Origin of the sequence: Neobacillus drentensis (assembly GCF_036962125.1) — a bacterium.
GTDB lineage: Bacteria > Bacillota > Bacilli > Bacillales > Cytobacillaceae > Neobacillus > Neobacillus drentensis_B.
In genome coordinates, this window is record NZ_JBALOA010000017.1 from 1 (window position 1) to 15,087 (window position 15,087).

A 15,087-nucleotide genomic window follows, 5' to 3' on the forward strand; every position below is an offset into this window, starting at 1 on the left:
TGTTTTAATTTTTAAAAATTTTGTGAATTATATCTTTATTAATTTTTATTTTATTGGCATAATGAAAATAGAGAAATATAAAGTAGGTGAAAATGGGGATGACTGAGAAACAGTATTCAATGAAGGAAGCGATGATTTTTACCCAAAGAGTGGCACAATTAAGCAAAGCGTTGTGGAAAGCGATTGAGAAAGATTGGCAGCAATGGATTAAGCCTTTTGATTTAAATATTAACGAACACCATATCCTTTGGATTGCCTATCATTTAAACGGCGCTTCCATTTCAGATGTGGCTAAGTTCGGAGTGATGCATGTTTCAACAGCATTTAATTTTTCAAAAAAGTTAGAAGAGCGGGGCTTGTTGCAGTTTTCTAAAAAGGAAAATGATAAACGTAATACCTATATTCAACTGACCGAAGAAGGGGAAAATATTTTACTTCAACTAATGGAAACCTATGCGCCTGATGGCAATGCAGTATTTTCTGGTGCTTTGCCGCTTCGTGAATTATACGGGAAGTTTCCAGAAATTGTTGAAATGATGGCGATTGTCCGTAATATATATGGTGAAGATTTTATGGAAATCTTCGAGCGTTCTTTTCATAATATTGAAAGTAGATTTGTTGAAGATGAAGGCAAATTAAAGAAATTACAAAGTACTGAGCAGGAGCTCGTATAAAAGTGTTATACGTATTTTAGCAACTCTTGAAAAAGAGACAGGTATACTTTCTGTGTTAAGCAAGCATTAATAACTTCTTTAATCCTTAGGGTTGGCGGTAACGATGATGATAGTTCATGAAAGAGCGGATGGAAGTGTACGTACCCCTCCGCTTTTTGTTCTTCTAATTTTATGTTCATTTTGTCACATAATGAATAAAACTGCCCTACCTCCTGTTCGGATATTCCATTTTCAATGATAAGTTTATATAATTCAAGCGACGGGTCATTAAGCAGCTTTATTAATAACTTTTGGTGATATTCGAGTACGTTTATTCTTTTCAGCAATTCATTTTCGTTCATCCTCTTGCCTCTTTTCAAACGATTACATATTTATATATTTATTATTAACCTTTTAAAACATTGGGTAAACCCCTTTTCTATTTTAGCAAACAGGGGAAATTATTTAAAAAGAATTACCTTCAAAATTTTCAGGTTGTTCCTATCAGACAATTAAAAGCCTAACACTCTTCCATTCTTTATGACTATCTTTTTTTTGCATTTTTTGATATTGTATTAAACATAACACGAACATCAGGGAGGGAATCATTGATGATCTCCATTTTTATTGTCTTCGCTATTTTCATCTTGTTTTATGTAAATAAAATGACCAATTCACTTTGCATTCAAAAGGAAATCCCTGAAGAAAACCAGCATAAGGTATTTCGTACCATTAATATTCTAATAACCATTCTTCTGATATCTTCCTACTTGGAAATTTTATATACATAATCCAAAAAGATCGCTAAGCGAACGTAGGATATGTATTAATTACAAATAGAAGCGATGAGAGTCTCTCCCATCGCTTTTAGTTTGTTCTTTTATTAATAAACCCAAGATGCTCCGATGATAATTAATAAGATAAATAGAACAACCACTAACGCAAATCCTCCACCGTAACCTGCTCCACCAGACATATTTCTACCTCCATTCATAAATGATTTATTTTTCACTAATTAAAACCAAGAAGCTCCAACAATAATTAATAGTATGAAAAGTACTACAATTAGAGCAAAGCCCGCTCCATATCCATGGCTCATCGTAATACCTCCTTTTTCATTTACTACGATATACTATTCAGGCAATCACCAATTCGTTTAGGCACTTCCCACTTTTTTTTTTGAAAAGTTCGTGTGAGTTTTTGTTAATAATTCAAACAATAATCTTTGTTATTATTTTTGCAGTAGTTCCCATTTATGTTATAGTAGAGTTTGTGGACAAGAATTTACTGTTTAGGAGAGATATCATCATGAAAAAAATGATTTTAGCCCTTACTTTAGCTGGCGGAGTACTTGCATTAAGTGCATGTAATCAAAGCGGTTCTGATACGGTGGCAGAGAGCAAGGTTGGTAACGTAACACAAGAAGAACTTTACAATACAATGAAGGAAAAGTACGGTGATCAAGCCCTTCAGCAACTTGTATATGAAAAAGTTCTTTCTAAGAAGTACAAGGTAACAGATAAAGAATTAAATGCAAAAATCGATCAATTAAAGGCAGATCTTGGCGCCAATTTTGAAACAACGCTTGCTCAGTACGGCTATAAAAGCGAAGCTGATTTGAAGAAAACCATGAAGTTAGGCATGATGCAGGAAAAAGCTGCGTTGAAAGGCGTTAAAGTAACGGATAAGGAATTACAGGATTACTACAATACTTACAAGCCAGAAATCAAAGCTCGTCATATTCTTGTTGCAGATGAAAAAACGGCAAAAGAAGTAAAGAGTAAGCTTGATAAGGGAGAAAAATTTGAAGATGTGGCCAAAAAATATTCAACAGATGAGGGTTCAAAGGCAAACGGCGGCGATTTAGGCTGGTTCGGTACAGGCAAGATGGATCCTGACTTTGAAAAAGCTGCATATGCTTTAAAAGTTAATGAAATTAGTGCCCCAGTAAAGTCACAATTTGGCTATCACATTATCCAATTAACGGATAAAAAAGAGAAAAAACCTTTTGCTGAAATGAAAAGCGAAATCGAAACTCAAGTAAAATCTTCTAAATTGACCACAGAAGAAATTAATAAAGCGATGAAGCGTGAACTTGATGCTGCTGATGTTAAAGTAAGCGACAAGGACTTAAAAGATGCATTAAACCCTCAAACAGGAACAGAAGCTGCCGCACATTAACAAAGCGGAAGCACCCGTTTAACTAACAAAAAGTGGAGGCCCTATTGGGCCTCCATATTTTTTTTATTCCCCTGTTGCCCCAAGTCTTTCTGGTCCTTCAGGTTCTTCCCGTTTCTCTCTTTCTCGTTCAAGGCGTTTCATATAGATTTCGCCTTCCTGTTCAATGTTTTCCATCTCCAATTGCCGCTCTTCTCTTCCCGTTTTAAGCGCCATTAGTGCACTTATTACGATACCAACCACAACTGCATATACCCAAATAGGAATAGTCAATATATCTTGCCCCTTTCTTAGTGGTTGTCCACTTTTACTAAATCATATTCCTTCAAAAAGAAATTATTCATAAGAACTGCAGGCCACAAAAAAAAATAACCCGAATGAGGTTATTTTACTTGTGAAACGACGGCTTATAGAACGAACGGTTCTCCAGTGCGAAAATTCTCTCAGTGAATTCACCTGGCTTGACTCTGTCCAAAGCGCGGTCTAGCATATTCATTTTGGCATCAAGATTATCGATATAATGGAGGATTTCTGCTTCTTTAATCATTGGGGGTTTTGGACTTCCCCATTCTGCTTTCCCATGATGACTCAGTACAAGATGTTGAAGAATTAAAACTTCTTCTCCAGTAATACCTAGTTCTTCAGCCGCTTTGCCGATTTCATTAATCATAATTGTAATGTGCCCGAGTAAGTTTCCTTCAATCGTATAGACCGTTGAAATCGGGCCTGAAAGTTCGAGCACTTTCCCCATATCATGCAATATAACGCCTGCATAGAGCAAATCTTTATCAAGACTCGGATAAAGCATAGCAATTGATTTGGCAAGGTCGAGCATACTAACAACATGATATGCAAGTCCCGACACAAACTCATGATGATTTTTTGTTGCCGCTGGAAACTCTAAAAAAGCTTGCTGATGCTTTTTGATTAAATGGCGTGTGATCCTTTGAATATTTGGGTTCTTCATATCAAAAATATATTGTGTTAATTTTCCAGCCATTTCTTCTTGGCTTAATGGAGCTGTTTCTAGGAAGTCATCTAACTTGACGCCATCGGATAGCCCTGTTCGGCGAATTTGACGGATTTTCAATTGACTTTTCCCACGATAGTTTTGTACATCGCCCTGAATCTTTACAATACTTTGCGGAGCATAACTTTTAGCGTCCTCTTCATTAACATCCCATAGTTTTGCTTCAATTTCACCGCTTTTATCTTGAAGAATTAGGGTTAGAAAAGGTTTGCCGTTACTAGCAATCCCTTTTGTTGAACTTTTGATTAGTAGAAATAATTCTACTTGCTCCCCTACTTCATGCTTTAGTATTCCTTTACTCATCCAATTCACGTCCTTCCTACTAGTTAGAGTATAACATACACTATTATGACTCTATGATATTATTTGAACAGCACCTTTTGCTAGATAAAGAACATTTTCCCTTTCAAAAAAGGACAGCAAGTGCTTATGACAAGTAAAAAATAAAAGTTGGTTTCTATCCATCCTTTTTAGAAGCTTCAACACTTTTTCAGTCCTTTTTGCATCGAAATTAACAAAACTATCATCGATAATAATTGGAAATTGATAGTTCTCATAAACCGTAACTGCAAAGGCAAGCCGAATAGCAACATATAACTGTTCGGTTGTTGCCTGACTTAGTTCATTTGCTTCAAATATTGTATAATCATTACGCTCAATTAGGAAGCCTGAACCAGAAGTTTGCAAGTGAATTCTTTGATAGTTTCCATCGGTGAGAAAAGATAAATATTCTTCCGCTTTGGAAATCATCCTTGGTAAATGGATATTTTTATACTTCTCAATTGTTGCTGAAAGGATATCCTGTGCCAATCTATAGACAGTCCACTCTTTGGCCGCCTCTTCCAGTTCAAATTTTTTCTGTTTGTAATGGTGGAGAATATCTGAATAGACACCGCCCTCTTCCAATACTTGAATCTCGTACTTGATGGACGCATGATTCTCCTGAAGATTTTTTAGTTTTCCCTCTAATAAAAGAACGTGTTGATTACATTCTACAAGTAATTCTTCACTTTGATGAACCTCAAGGAAGTGGTCCCTTTCTCCTTCTGAAAGAATCGAGTACTGAAGTTGACTCTGGAGCGATTCCATTTTTTCAATCAGTTGCTCTTTCCGTGCTGCTTTGGCTCCAAGTTCGTAAAATTGTTGCTCTGTTAACACCTTAGCTGAAGAAATTAATTTGTCATATTCCGATTGAAGTTGCTTGAAAGCCTGAGTTTTTTGTCTCAAATCTGCTTCAAGGTCGGAAAGCTTGCTCTGTCTTTCCTGACTTACAATCTGTTTACTATGCTCTTCCTTTAATTTATTCCGTAGTAAATATGCTTCATTGTACAAATCTAACCCTTTTTCATTTAAATAAAGATGACTAAAAGATTTTAGACCCTGAACTATTTTTTCCTGCTGCTGAACAATATGCTGAAGTTTTGAATGTAATTGTTTTTTCTCTCTGCTTATCGATTTAGATTGTTCCATTAGTTTAAAGGCTTCAAGTAAATAGGACTCTGCAATATAGTCAGGCAGTTTTAATTCACGACTAATTGATGTTAGCTTTTCTTTATTTTGAGCTGCCTCCAGCTCCCATTGCTCAAGCTTAGCTATGACCTTATCAAAGTGAGACTGTTGATGCTTGATCTTCAAGTTTAAACTTCGATGCTCTTCTCTCCTTTGGTTATCACTCAATAATTGTTCTTCAAGCGTTGAGATTTCCATATATTTCGTGGATTGGAGTTTTTGATTCAAACGTTCTTCCTTTTCTCGTAATCTGTTTATCGTTTGGTCTACTTCTATCCCCTTCTGAACTTTAGTGCCTCTAGTCATAAAAATACCAACTAACACACATCCGAGTATGCCTAGCGCAGCTAAAAACCACTGCTGCAAAAACGATCCAAACAGAGTGACAGCCACTAGCACCATCCCAAAAAGTAAAAATTGAATTTTCCTCTGCTTTCCTTGTCTATCGGCAGTTTCTTTATCTCGTTCATTGACCTGTTGATAGAATTCTATCTTATCCCGTAAGTTCCTTATTTCAACTTCAATACTCTGTTTATCATTTCCAATTTTCACCTTTTCCTCAAGGGATAACCGCTCCTCTTTTGTAAGGAGCTGTTTCACCGCTAACTGGACTTCCTTTTCTAGTTCCTCTAATATGCATTTTTCTTCTTGATATTGATGATCTAATTCCTCTTTTACTTCTTTTAACTTTTGGTTTTTCCTAGACACCGCTTCAACTTGGTTTTTCATGTAAATATTTGTATTAATCGAAAAGATCTCTTCTTCATCTACGTTTAAATGAAGCTTCTCCCTAGTAATCGATAGATCTTCTTCTAATGCCAAAAGCTTTGTTTCGCATTGTAGTTTTTCCTGCATTAATTGGTCATAGAGCGGAACTTGTTCAAGCAAGGCTAAAAGGGCAGGCTCGTTTTTAAGAAAAGTTTCGTCTGGTTGAATTCCAGCTGCTTCTTCTTTTAACTGATCAATTCTTTCAGCGAGGCTATGAATCTCTGCGTTAAAAGGATGGATCAGTTGATTTAAGTTTTCGATTCTTTCAATCCCACGGACTGGAAATTCAACTTCACCTAATTCTCTTAGCTCTTTTTTTGTCCACTTTTCTTCTTTGACGATGGATTCGATTCTCTTCCATTCATTTAAATTTTCAATTTTCTTCCTAATCGCCTGTATTGAACCGTTTATTTCGTTCATTTCTTGCTCGAGATTTTCTTTCTTTTCAACTAAGATGGTATAATCCCTATTTTTAGCTTCAGCTATTTTCAAATCTTTATTGATTTCATGAAGGGCTTGTAACTTTTCATTTAATAACGGTTTCTTGCCTGAAGGCTTAAAGCGCGTATCCAACTCTTTCTGCAGAATCGCTTCTGTCTGTGACAGCCTTTCTGTTCCAAGTGTACCCGCAGAAAAAAGGAATTTTCCAATCTCTTCACTTTTCATTTGATGAATATTTTGCAATCCTTGCAGGTTAAAAGAAAAAATCGATTGAAATAAGCTTTTATCAAAGTTTGCAGTTAATTCCTTAAGAAGCTCTTCACCGCCCATCTTACCGTTGTCCATAAAGACTTTAACATCACCAGCTGCTTTTCCCTTTACTCGTTCAATTACGGCTCCGCCATAATTTTCATGAAAAATTTTGATTTTACCACCGTATTTAGTACTATGTTTAGGCTCATAACGAAGCTCAGCTGTTTGTTGTTTTGTAGGAAACCCGAAAATGATGCCATGAATAAAGGCCATAATCGTGGACTTGCCGGCTTCATTTTCTCCATAGAAAACTTGAAAATCATGAAGGTTAGTAATTTCAATATTTTCTAGTTGACCATATCCATAAATATGCAGTTCGAGAATCTTCACATCTTCTCCCCCTTCCGCTATGACTGATATAATAATTCGATTAGCAGCTTCTCTGCTTTCATGACCAGTTCCTTTTGTTCTTCAATTGGTAAATGTTCTATATATTTTCGCCCTAATGGATGATTGTATAAAGATGACAGGGCATGGTCCACATCATCATAGTGGTCAATTGTTTCAAATAACTCAGCATAAAAGTTTGCATCTTTTTTCAATATCTCTTTATCGATTTGCTGGCCTTCCGTAATGGTTAAGTCGACAACCCAAACAAATGAATCTTCTCCTTTTTCATCCTCTAAAAGGATTTCTAAAAGTTCTCCCTTTACACTTCTTTGAACACGTGCATCCTCTAAATCAAGATTTTTCAGAAAAAGTGATAATAATGTCCCTGTTTGTTCCCTTCGAGCATTATTAATTGTGGTCTGACATAATTGTAAAACTTCAAGGAAATTATTTGCTGAAGAGGCGTCAACTACAATTTCCTCCCAAATAATATCGGCTGTTTCTAAAAAGTCCATTTTATAATCCAGTTCCGTCAAAGTTACATGATAAATGCCCTTTCTTCCTGTTTCTTTCTTATGTCTTCCTTGAATATTACCTGGGTAGACAATTGGCGGAGTTTCAGATAAAACTGCCCTTTTATGGATATGTCCTAAAGCCCAATAATCAAATTCTTTTTTCTGTAACTCATTTACAGAAAAAGGGGCATAATTATCGTGCTCAACCCCCGTGCTTTCATTTCCATGAAGAATCCCAATATGGAAATCGGCGCCATCTTTCTTTTGATAGTCAACTATTTTTCTATCATAGACGTGCTGAGTTGGATAACTGAAACCATATAGATGGATACTCACGCCATTTTGGGTATGTAATACTTTTGTTTCTACCTCACTAGTAAACACATGAACATTTGAGGGCATGTCGAGATGAACCCATGATCCATTTAAATGGTCATGATTTCCATGAACGACATAAACAGGAATCTCTTTTTCTGCAAGTTTAAGCATTTCTGTCCGAAACCGCGATTGTGCCCGCAGACTGCGATCCTCACCATCGAATAAATCTCCTGCTAAAATTACAAAATCAACCTGATGTTGAATTGCTGCTGCAGTAACCTTTTTTATCGCCGTAAAGGTACTCTCTTTCACTCGGGAAAAAATGTTTTGGGGCAAGTGCTTTAACCCCACCATTGGGCTGTCCAAATGCAGGTCCGCTGCATGAATAAAAGATATCTTTTTCATAAAATAATCCTTTCATCACCTTTTCTCCATTGTAGCACCACTGAAATACGAATGCACGTTCTTGTCAGCTGTAAAAAAAAAAAAGAACCCTTACCTGCTGGTAAAGGCTGTTATATTCATTATTTATTTTTTGTTAATTGCAGTGCCCTTTTAATATCCTTGAAGGAATTGGATTGTCCATACATTAAAACTCCGCCACGATAAACACGTGCACCAAATATTGCTAAGAAGGCAATTGTTGCAACCAAAACAGCGATTCCTGCTACTGCTTGCCAGACGGGAATAGTCAACATTCCCACCCGTAAAAACATAATCATGGGCGTAAAGAATGGGATGAAGGATGTTACCGTAATAAACGGGGCATCAGGTTTACCCAAACCAAACATAGCAATCATAAATCCGGCAACTACGAGCAAAGTCATTGGAGTAATCATTTGCTGAACATCCTCAATTCTACTGACAAGTGACCCAAGAAATGCGGCAAGTGTTGCATAAAGAAAATAACCAAGTATAAAGAAAATGACTGCATAAATAATCGTCCCTAGTGGAATATCACCAAAACCATATACACCCAAAAACCCCTCTTTTAATGACTCCATATTCTGTTTAAATGAGAAATAGCCGACGGACAGAAATACAGCGAGCTGTGTCAGGCTTAATAAGCCGATCCCAATAATTTTTGCAAACATCTGTTTAATGGGAGAGACACTTGAAATAAGGATTTCCATTACCCTAGACGACTTTTCTGTTGCTACCTCCATCGCAATCATGTTTGCGTACATGATGACTGAAAAATAAATAATAAACAGCAATACATAAACTATACCACGCGCCTGATTTAGTTCCTCTTCCGTTTTTGCATTTTTCTCAAGTGCAATCTTTGTAAATGAGACTGGCTCATACAGCTTTTCCAGCTGAACAGGTGACAAATGAATTTGGGAAGCGGCAAGCATCGTTTTTAATTGCTGCAAGCTCGTTTGGAGGTCAGTAAACAAGGAAGAGTCCGCAATACTTCTTGCTTTATATGTAGCTAAGGGAAGGTTTTCCTTATTTAATCCAAGCTGAATCATCCCTTGATAGTTCCCCTTTTCAACAGCTTCTTCCGCTTCTGTCTCACTACCTTTGAAGAGAGTTAATTTTATATCCTTATTAATGGTACTGACTTGTTTTTTGAAGGGCTCGTAGAGTTGGCTGGTTTCATCAAGTACAGCGACATTCTCTTTCCCGCCACTTTTATCAAAGATGGCGATGATATTCGTTAAGTTAGTTAAGGCTAAGACAATCAAAACCGTTAAAAGGGTCGTAATGATAAACGACTTTGTTTTTAATTTATTTATATAGGTGTGGAATAGGATAATCCAAAAATTATTCATAAGAGGCACCTACTTTCTCGATAAAAATATCATTTAAAGAAGGCTCTTCTAGTGCAAATTTTCGAATAAACCCTTTGCTGACGATCTCCTTAAGGATTTTTTCTGCGATGTATTCTCCTTCAATTTGCAAATGAATTCCTTCCATAGTAGGTTTCGACTTAACCACACCAGGATAATTTTTTAAAAAGTTTAACGGGAAGTCGGCATGGATCACAAGGTTCTTTTTACCAAAGGACCGCTTAATTTCCTTTAAAGTTCCATGCACAACTGGCCGTCCCTTGTGCAAGATACAAAGGTGTTCACACATTTCTTCAACATGCTCCATCCGATGGCTTGAGAATACAATGGTCGCCCCACTTTCTTTCAAGGCTAAGACCGCTTCTTTTAGCATTTCCACGTTTACAGGGTCAAGGCCGCTAAATGGTTCATCAAGGATTAATAATTTGGGTTTATGTACAACTGCAGCTATAAATTGAATCTTTTGTTGGTTCCCCTTTGATAGCTCTTCGACTTTCTTATTCTCATATTCGGGAATTTTAAAACGGTCCAGCCAAGATATTAATTCTGAAAGTGCTTCAGACTTTTGCATTCCTCGTAATCTTGCTAGATAAACAATTTGGTCACGTACCTTGAGTTTCGGATACAAACCACGCTCTTCAGGTAAATAGCCGACCAAGTGACTGGTGGAATAATCAATTGGCTGACCATCCCATGTAATCTTTCCTCCGCTAGGGTCAAGTAACCCTAAAATCATTCGGAAAGTGGTTGTTTTTCCAGCACCATTTGCCCCCAGAAAGCCAAACATTTCTTTTTCAGGAATTACTAAAGATAAGTCATCAACCGCTGTGAAATTCCCAAACCGTTTTGTGACATGTTCAAGTTTTAGAACCATTTCATACACTCCTCTCCCTACTATTTACGTATATATATAATAATAGTTTCACTTTCCTTTTGCGCAATTTTATTAATTATGTGAAAATATAAAATATCAGTACTTTATGAAGGGGTTGTAATAATGAAAACTTATAAACTAACTGCATTTGAAACCAATGGAGAAAAGCTTTTAGACGAATCCTTCCAAGCTGAACATGATGCTGCAGCTAAGGAATTAGCCGAAAAACTGTTAGCAGAAAAAAACTTATTAGAACGGACACATCGATGCACCTCACCAAGCGGTAAACTACTGCTCTTTCATTCATAAGAATGCGCAAGTGCCAGTATAGTGAGAATATAAAAAAACAAAGAAGCCAAGGGCTTCTTTGTTTATTTCCCTATAAACCTAGGTGGTCTTTTTTCAATAAATGCTCTTATTCCTTCTTGGTGGTCCATCGTTTCACGCATTTTTTGTTGGGAGTGCTTTTCTAGTTCCAGGATTTTTAGCAAATAGGGACGATGCATATCTGCTAATATTTTTTTCGTTTTAATCATTGCCTGGACCGGCCGGCTTAACCAATCTTCAATTCTATTATCCAGTGTATCCTGAAGCTTGCCCGATGCTACCTCCTCGATTAGCCCCAACGAATACGCCTCATCTGCATCCATCATTTTTCCGTTCCAAATTAACTGTTTAGCTTTTGTCTCACCTAATTTTTTCTCTAAGAAAAAATGGGCTCCTCCATCAGGAATTAAACCAATCCCAATAAAGTTCATTGCCAGTTTACTCGTTTTTTCAGCAATGATATGATCCGTTGCCAGCGCAAGGCTGAACCCCAAGCCAGCTGCTGCACCGGAGACTGCGCTAATGGTTAGTTTAGGCATACTATAAAGCGTGATAATCAGCTCGCTGATACTATCCATCACCGGATAGAAATCGCTTTCATTCATGTTTGAAAGCATCGTTTTAATATCCCCGCCTGCAGAAAAGGCTCTTCCTTTTCCCGTGATAACGACAATATCAATTTCATCCGAGTCACTAATCTCCTTTAGCTTACAGACAAGCCCCTTAATCATTTCTGAGTCCATCGCATTTAAAGATTCAGGTCTGTTCATTTCAATTGTAGCCACACGTCCCGCAATGTTTACATTCACCTTATCCGTAAGAAAGTTAATCGACACTTGAACCCCTCCCATTCAATTTAATCAATTCCATTATATATGGTATTGGGGATAGAAATATATAACAGTTTTTTAAATATAGTGAATTTTCTACCGTCTATTTACGTGTTTTTTACATTCCGAAGAGGACAAGGAACTCTCCCTGTCCTCTTGACAATACTTTTCAAATAACATCGATTTGCCCTTGTTCCCTAAGTTCCTAGGATTATTTTTTGATGATATTCATCCTTCTCAAAAACTCAATTGGTTGTTGCTTTCTAAAGTGCTCTTTTACCATATATGCAACACCTTGTTCATTCTGTGACCTGGTCACCCAATCTGATGCTTTCTTTACTTCAAAATCAGCATTCCACATCGATACTCCCAGACCTACCGCTTCAAGCAGGGGAATATCATCTAAGCCATCACCAATATAGACCATTTCTTTCCTTTGAATTCCTAGTTGGCTGGCTAGGTATGATAATCCTGATAACTTTGAAACCCCCTCTGGGACAATATCCAACCGTAATGCATCCAACTCAATTAATTCAATCTCGGTAAACATTTTTCGAAGTGCCTTCTTTGCATCCTGCAGATCACTCTCTTCTTCGAAATAGACTTCAATTTTCGGAGGACTCACAGGTTGGTCATGTAAATATTCAGAAAGCGACGAAACAAATTGCTGTGAGTAGAACACGGGGTCTCCTGACGTAAAGACAGTTTTAGCCAGCAAATTATTGTTTAACTTTAACTTATTTGCTAATGAATATTGTTCGTGGACAAGACGAATTTGACATGGGAGTGCCTCCAGAAAACTTACCGTATCATAGGTAATGTCTTCATTTATTCTCTTTACATAAATTGGTTTGTCCTCAGAACTAGCAATAAATGCCCCTTGATGGGTAATGACTGGTGATTTTATTTTCAACGCTTTAGCCACTTTTCTCGCAGAAGGAAAACTCCGCGATGTTACAAGTGTGACATAAATTCCTTTTTGCTGCACATATTCAATTGCCTCTTTTGTTGATTTATGAATTTTTCCATTTGTTTGAAGAAGCGTTCCATCAATATTTAACGCAAGCAAGCGATAAATCATTTCGTTGCCTCCTGTTCTTGTTGAAATAAACCTTATTACACTTTTATGATTTTTAAGGCATTTATAGAACAGAAAAGCAATGCTTCCTGAGCAGGCATTTTGGAACTAAGCATCTTCACAAGAATTTAGTATTTTTGGCAGAAAAAAGCCTTCGGTTACTTTCCGAAGGCTCTCCTTGCATATTACATTTTTCCGTATAAATCTTCTAGAGGTTTCATAATTACTTTGTTTAACTCTCCAATAACCATGCTCATCCGTTGTTCTGCTTGCATTAACCGTGCAATTTTTTCATTTTGCTGAACGAGTCCTACGGTTGACTGTGCTTGCTGTACCTCTTGTTCTGATATATCCTGCCCCATCATTTGTTTTTGTTGCAAATCCATTTGGATTTGACGAAACTTATCAAACATTTGTTTTGAAGCTGGATCAGCATTTACTTCATTATAAGCTTGCTGTAGTTGTCGGTATTCATCACTTTGTCGAATAGCTGTTTCTAACGCATAGGCGGAATCATATAAATTAACTGCCACTTGTATCCACTCCTTAAAATAGTGTTAAGCTCAAGCGTCCATCAGTTTGTTCATCATAGAAGGGACGCTACCGCTTTTCTAATCCGAATCAACTATACCAAACTATTCTTCAAAAGGCGAGAATGTTAATATCACCATCCAAATTTGTTTAACATACATTATTATATCAACTAATGCCCAGTGGTTTTATTTTTTGGATAGGAATTGAGGAATGAATATGTCTTTTCCACAAATTCAGGTGATCGTAAAACCAAGAAAACCTTTAAATAAGAATGACTGCCTTGTGCAAATATCCGAACCATTGTTTACTAGTTTACAGTTAGGAAGGAAGCTTCCATTAAATATTAAGGTAGGGCATAAATCGTTACAACTAACAGCCCAACTTGCCGACTTGGACCTAAATACTCTCCATATTCCTGAAAATATTCTAAAGAAATTTTGTTTGCCCGTCCAAAGCTATAAATTCCAAGCAATCTATCGGTCTGAAACACTCACACTCGAACTTGGACCTGTGATTGGACTATTAACTGATTTCCCTTCTAATCGTCAGGATGAACCACACTTTCGTTCAATCCATGCTTTTTGCGAGGAGCTTCACCAAGGTATTTCTGAGACTGGTGGATTCTTTTATGTTTTTGCTTATAATGAGTTTTTAAATAATGGTTTTTATCTTTCTAATGGTAAATGGTGTCCATTTGAACATCCTCTGCCCGATGTTATTTACAATCGGATCCATTCCCGTAAACTTGAACAATCTAAGCCATTTAAACTATTTCGAAACAGATTGGAAACATTGTCGATTCCTCTATTTAATGAACGGTTTCTATCTAAATGGGAGGTGTATAATCAAATTTTTCAAGAAAAACATCTCTTTCCCTATTTACCAAAAACAAAGACCTACACAATAGAGCACCTGCATGAACTAGCCCTAGAATGTGAAACTGTTTTTATTAAGCCTGCCCATGGCAGTCAGGGTCGAAACATTATCAAATTAAAAAAGGAAGACGATGGCCGCTACACCTTACAATCCTCGATTGCATCTCTTAACGACAACTTTTATGGTAGATACTCGTTAGAGGAAATACACCACCTAATCAAGCCGATACTCCATAACCGACTTTTTATTATTCAACAAGGCGTTGAATTAAATAAGTACGAATCATGTTCCATGGACTTTAGGGTCTTATGTCATAAAAATCGGAACAACCATTGGCAAGTTACCTCCGTTGTAGCACGGGTAGCAGCTAAAGATGAGTTCGTTTCTAATATCGCAAGAGGAGGAAAAATGCTGAGACCGTTGAATGTTTTACGAACTAGTCTAGGGCATAAGAAAGCGATTGAGGTCCTTGCTCATATGAAGGAATTGGCACTCGAAACAGCATCCATCATTAGTATTTCCTCCACAGGGATTACTGGGGAACTTGGAATCGACATTGGAGTGGACCAAGAAGGGAAGCTGTGGATCATCGAAGTTAACTCAAAACCTTCGAAAAACTTTGAGGATGGGTTGGGAAAAATTAGACCCTCTGCAAAGGCACTTATTCAATTTTGTACAATGCTTGCATTTGATACCATGATTATAAAGGAGGATTAGT

17 protein-coding genes are annotated in these 15,087 nt (G+C 37.0%); 5 read left to right on the top strand and 12 right to left on the bottom strand.

The annotated features are described in order from the left end of the window. The first annotated feature begins 98 nt into the window (after nucleotides 1-98). Nucleotides 99-674 (top strand): HTH-type transcriptional regulator Hpr, encoded by a 576-nt coding sequence (locus V7121_RS16025; protein ID WP_335493510.1) that lies wholly within the window; start codon nucleotides 99-101, stop codon nucleotides 672-674. Between the two features lie 5 nt (nucleotides 675-679). Here the strand turns inward: V7121_RS16025 and V7121_RS16030 are convergent, their stop codons facing one another. After that, on the bottom strand, nucleotides 680-1,015 hold the full coding sequence (locus tag V7121_RS16030; RefSeq protein ID WP_335493512.1) for a DUF1878 family protein: 336 nt from the start codon (nucleotides 1,013-1,015) through the stop codon (nucleotides 680-682). A gap of 249 nt (nucleotides 1,016-1,264) precedes the next feature. On the opposite strand from V7121_RS16030, the gene V7121_RS16035 reads away from it, so the two are divergent. Beyond that, entirely contained in the window at nucleotides 1,265-1,444 is a 180-nt protein-coding gene (locus V7121_RS16035) for a hypothetical protein (RefSeq protein WP_088085999.1), read from the top strand. Nucleotides 1,445-1,536: 92 nt separating this feature from the next. On the opposite strand, the gene V7121_RS16040 is transcribed toward V7121_RS16035, so the two are convergent. Both V7121_RS16040 and V7121_RS16045 read right to left on the bottom strand, forming a co-directional pair. Next, nucleotides 1,537-1,629, bottom strand: coding sequence for a YjcZ family sporulation protein (locus V7121_RS16040; RefSeq protein ID WP_066251949.1), 93 nt, complete (start codon nucleotides 1,627-1,629; stop codon nucleotides 1,537-1,539). A 39-nt stretch (nucleotides 1,630-1,668) separates the two neighbouring features. Beyond that, on the bottom strand, nucleotides 1,669-1,752 hold the full coding sequence (locus V7121_RS16045) for a YjcZ family sporulation protein (RefSeq protein ID WP_142332969.1): 84 nt from the start codon (nucleotides 1,750-1,752) through the stop codon (nucleotides 1,669-1,671). Nucleotides 1,753-1,961: 209 nt separating this feature from the next. On the opposite strand from V7121_RS16045, the gene V7121_RS16050 reads away from it, so the two are divergent. Beyond that, entirely contained in the window at nucleotides 1,962-2,834 is an 873-nt protein-coding gene (locus V7121_RS16050) for a peptidylprolyl isomerase (protein WP_335493514.1), read from the top strand. 63 nt (nucleotides 2,835-2,897) lie between these two features. On the opposite strand, the gene V7121_RS16055 is transcribed toward V7121_RS16050, so the two are convergent. From V7121_RS16055 to V7121_RS16080, 6 genes are all read right to left on the bottom strand, one after another. Next, nucleotides 2,898-3,104, bottom strand: coding sequence for a sporulation YhaL family protein (locus V7121_RS16055; protein WP_335493516.1), 207 nt, complete (start codon nucleotides 3,102-3,104; stop codon nucleotides 2,898-2,900). Between the two features lie 115 nt (nucleotides 3,105-3,219). Continuing rightward, a complete protein-coding gene (gene yhaM / locus V7121_RS16060) occupies nucleotides 3,220-4,164 on the bottom strand; it encodes a 3'-5' exoribonuclease YhaM (protein WP_335493518.1) in 945 nt (314 codons plus the stop codon). Nucleotides 4,165-4,215: 51 nt separating this feature from the next. Continuing rightward, a complete protein-coding gene (locus V7121_RS16065; RefSeq protein ID WP_335547213.1) occupies nucleotides 4,216-7,221 on the bottom strand; it encodes an AAA family ATPase in 3,006 nt (1,001 codons plus the stop codon). Nucleotides 7,222-7,238: 17 nt separating this feature from the next. Further along, nucleotides 7,239-8,459, bottom strand: a complete 1,221-nt coding sequence (locus V7121_RS16070) for a metallophosphoesterase family protein (RefSeq protein ID WP_335547214.1) — start codon at nucleotides 8,457-8,459, stop codon at nucleotides 7,239-7,241. Nucleotides 8,460-8,578: 119 nt separating this feature from the next. After that, on the bottom strand, nucleotides 8,579-9,832 hold the full coding sequence (locus tag V7121_RS16075; protein WP_335547216.1) for an ABC transporter permease: 1,254 nt from the start codon (nucleotides 9,830-9,832) through the stop codon (nucleotides 8,579-8,581). Beyond that, nucleotides 9,825-10,724, bottom strand: coding sequence for an ABC transporter ATP-binding protein (locus tag V7121_RS16080; RefSeq protein WP_335493524.1), 900 nt, complete (start codon nucleotides 10,722-10,724; stop codon nucleotides 9,825-9,827). The genes V7121_RS16075 and V7121_RS16080 overlap by 8 nt, the downstream gene beginning before the upstream one ends. Before the next feature lie 123 nt (nucleotides 10,725-10,847). Here V7121_RS16080 and V7121_RS16085 point away from each other — a divergent pair, with 123 nt between their 5' ends. Beyond that, entirely contained in the window at nucleotides 10,848-11,033 is a 186-nt protein-coding gene (locus V7121_RS16085) for a YhzD family protein (RefSeq protein WP_335547218.1), read from the top strand. A 62-nt stretch (nucleotides 11,034-11,095) separates the two neighbouring features. Here V7121_RS16085 and V7121_RS16090 read toward each other — a convergent pair whose 3' ends face one another. The 3 genes from V7121_RS16090 to V7121_RS16100 form a co-directional block, all read right to left on the bottom strand. After that, a complete protein-coding gene (locus tag V7121_RS16090) occupies nucleotides 11,096-11,887 on the bottom strand; it encodes an enoyl-CoA hydratase (RefSeq protein WP_335493528.1) in 792 nt (263 codons plus the stop codon). Nucleotides 11,888-12,092: 205 nt separating this feature from the next. Continuing rightward, entirely contained in the window at nucleotides 12,093-12,962 is an 870-nt protein-coding gene (locus V7121_RS16095; RefSeq protein ID WP_335493530.1) for a Cof-type HAD-IIB family hydrolase, read from the bottom strand. A gap of 182 nt (nucleotides 12,963-13,144) precedes the next feature. Continuing rightward, nucleotides 13,145-13,492 carry a YlbF family regulator gene (locus tag V7121_RS16100; RefSeq protein WP_335493532.1) on the bottom strand — a complete coding sequence of 116 codons (348 nt, stop codon included), beginning with the start codon at nucleotides 13,490-13,492 and terminating at the stop codon, nucleotides 13,145-13,147. A 217-nt stretch (nucleotides 13,493-13,709) separates the two neighbouring features. Here V7121_RS16100 and V7121_RS16105 point away from each other — a divergent pair, with 217 nt between their 5' ends. Beyond that, nucleotides 13,710-15,086: a YheC/YheD family endospore coat-associated protein gene (locus V7121_RS16105; protein WP_335493534.1), complete on the top strand. Its 1,377-nt coding sequence runs from the start codon at nucleotides 13,710-13,712 to the stop codon at nucleotides 15,084-15,086. The last annotated feature ends 1 nt before the right edge of the window (nucleotide 15,087 follow it).

Bases quoted from the DNA above. Each gene is read 5' to 3' on its own strand.
- V7121_RS16025 (WP_335493510.1), top strand. From the start codon at position 99: ATGACTGAGAAACAGTATTCAATGAAGGAAGCGATGATTTTTACCCAA.
- V7121_RS16030 (WP_335493512.1), bottom strand. From the start codon at position 1,015: ATGAACGAAAATGAATTGCTGAAAAGAATAAACGTACTCGAATATCAC.
- V7121_RS16035 (WP_088085999.1), top strand. From the start codon at position 1,265: ATGATCTCCATTTTTATTGTCTTCGCTATTTTCATCTTGTTTTATGTA.
- V7121_RS16040 (WP_066251949.1), bottom strand. From the start codon at position 1,629: ATGTCTGGTGGAGCAGGTTACGGTGGAGGATTTGCGTTAGTGGTTGTT.
- V7121_RS16045 (WP_142332969.1), bottom strand. From the start codon at position 1,752: ATGAGCCATGGATATGGAGCGGGCTTTGCTCTAATTGTAGTACTTTTC.
- V7121_RS16050 (WP_335493514.1), top strand. From the start codon at position 1,962: ATGAAAAAAATGATTTTAGCCCTTACTTTAGCTGGCGGAGTACTTGCA.
- yhaM (WP_335493518.1), bottom strand. From the start codon at position 4,164: ATGAGTAAAGGAATACTAAAGCATGAAGTAGGGGAGCAAGTAGAATTA.
- V7121_RS16070 (WP_335547214.1), bottom strand. From the start codon at position 8,459: ATGAAAAAGATATCTTTTATTCATGCAGCGGACCTGCATTTGGACAGC.
- V7121_RS16075 (WP_335547216.1), bottom strand. From the start codon at position 9,832: ATGAATAATTTTTGGATTATCCTATTCCACACCTATATAAATAAATTA.
- V7121_RS16080 (WP_335493524.1), bottom strand. From the start codon at position 10,724: ATGGTTCTAAAACTTGAACATGTCACAAAACGGTTTGGGAATTTCACA.
- V7121_RS16085 (WP_335547218.1), top strand. From the start codon at position 10,848: ATGAAAACTTATAAACTAACTGCATTTGAAACCAATGGAGAAAAGCTT.
- V7121_RS16095 (WP_335493530.1), bottom strand. From the start codon at position 12,962: ATGATTTATCGCTTGCTTGCGTTAAATATTGATGGAACGCTTCTTCAA.
- V7121_RS16105 (WP_335493534.1), top strand. From the start codon at position 13,710: ATGTCTTTTCCACAAATTCAGGTGATCGTAAAACCAAGAAAACCTTTA.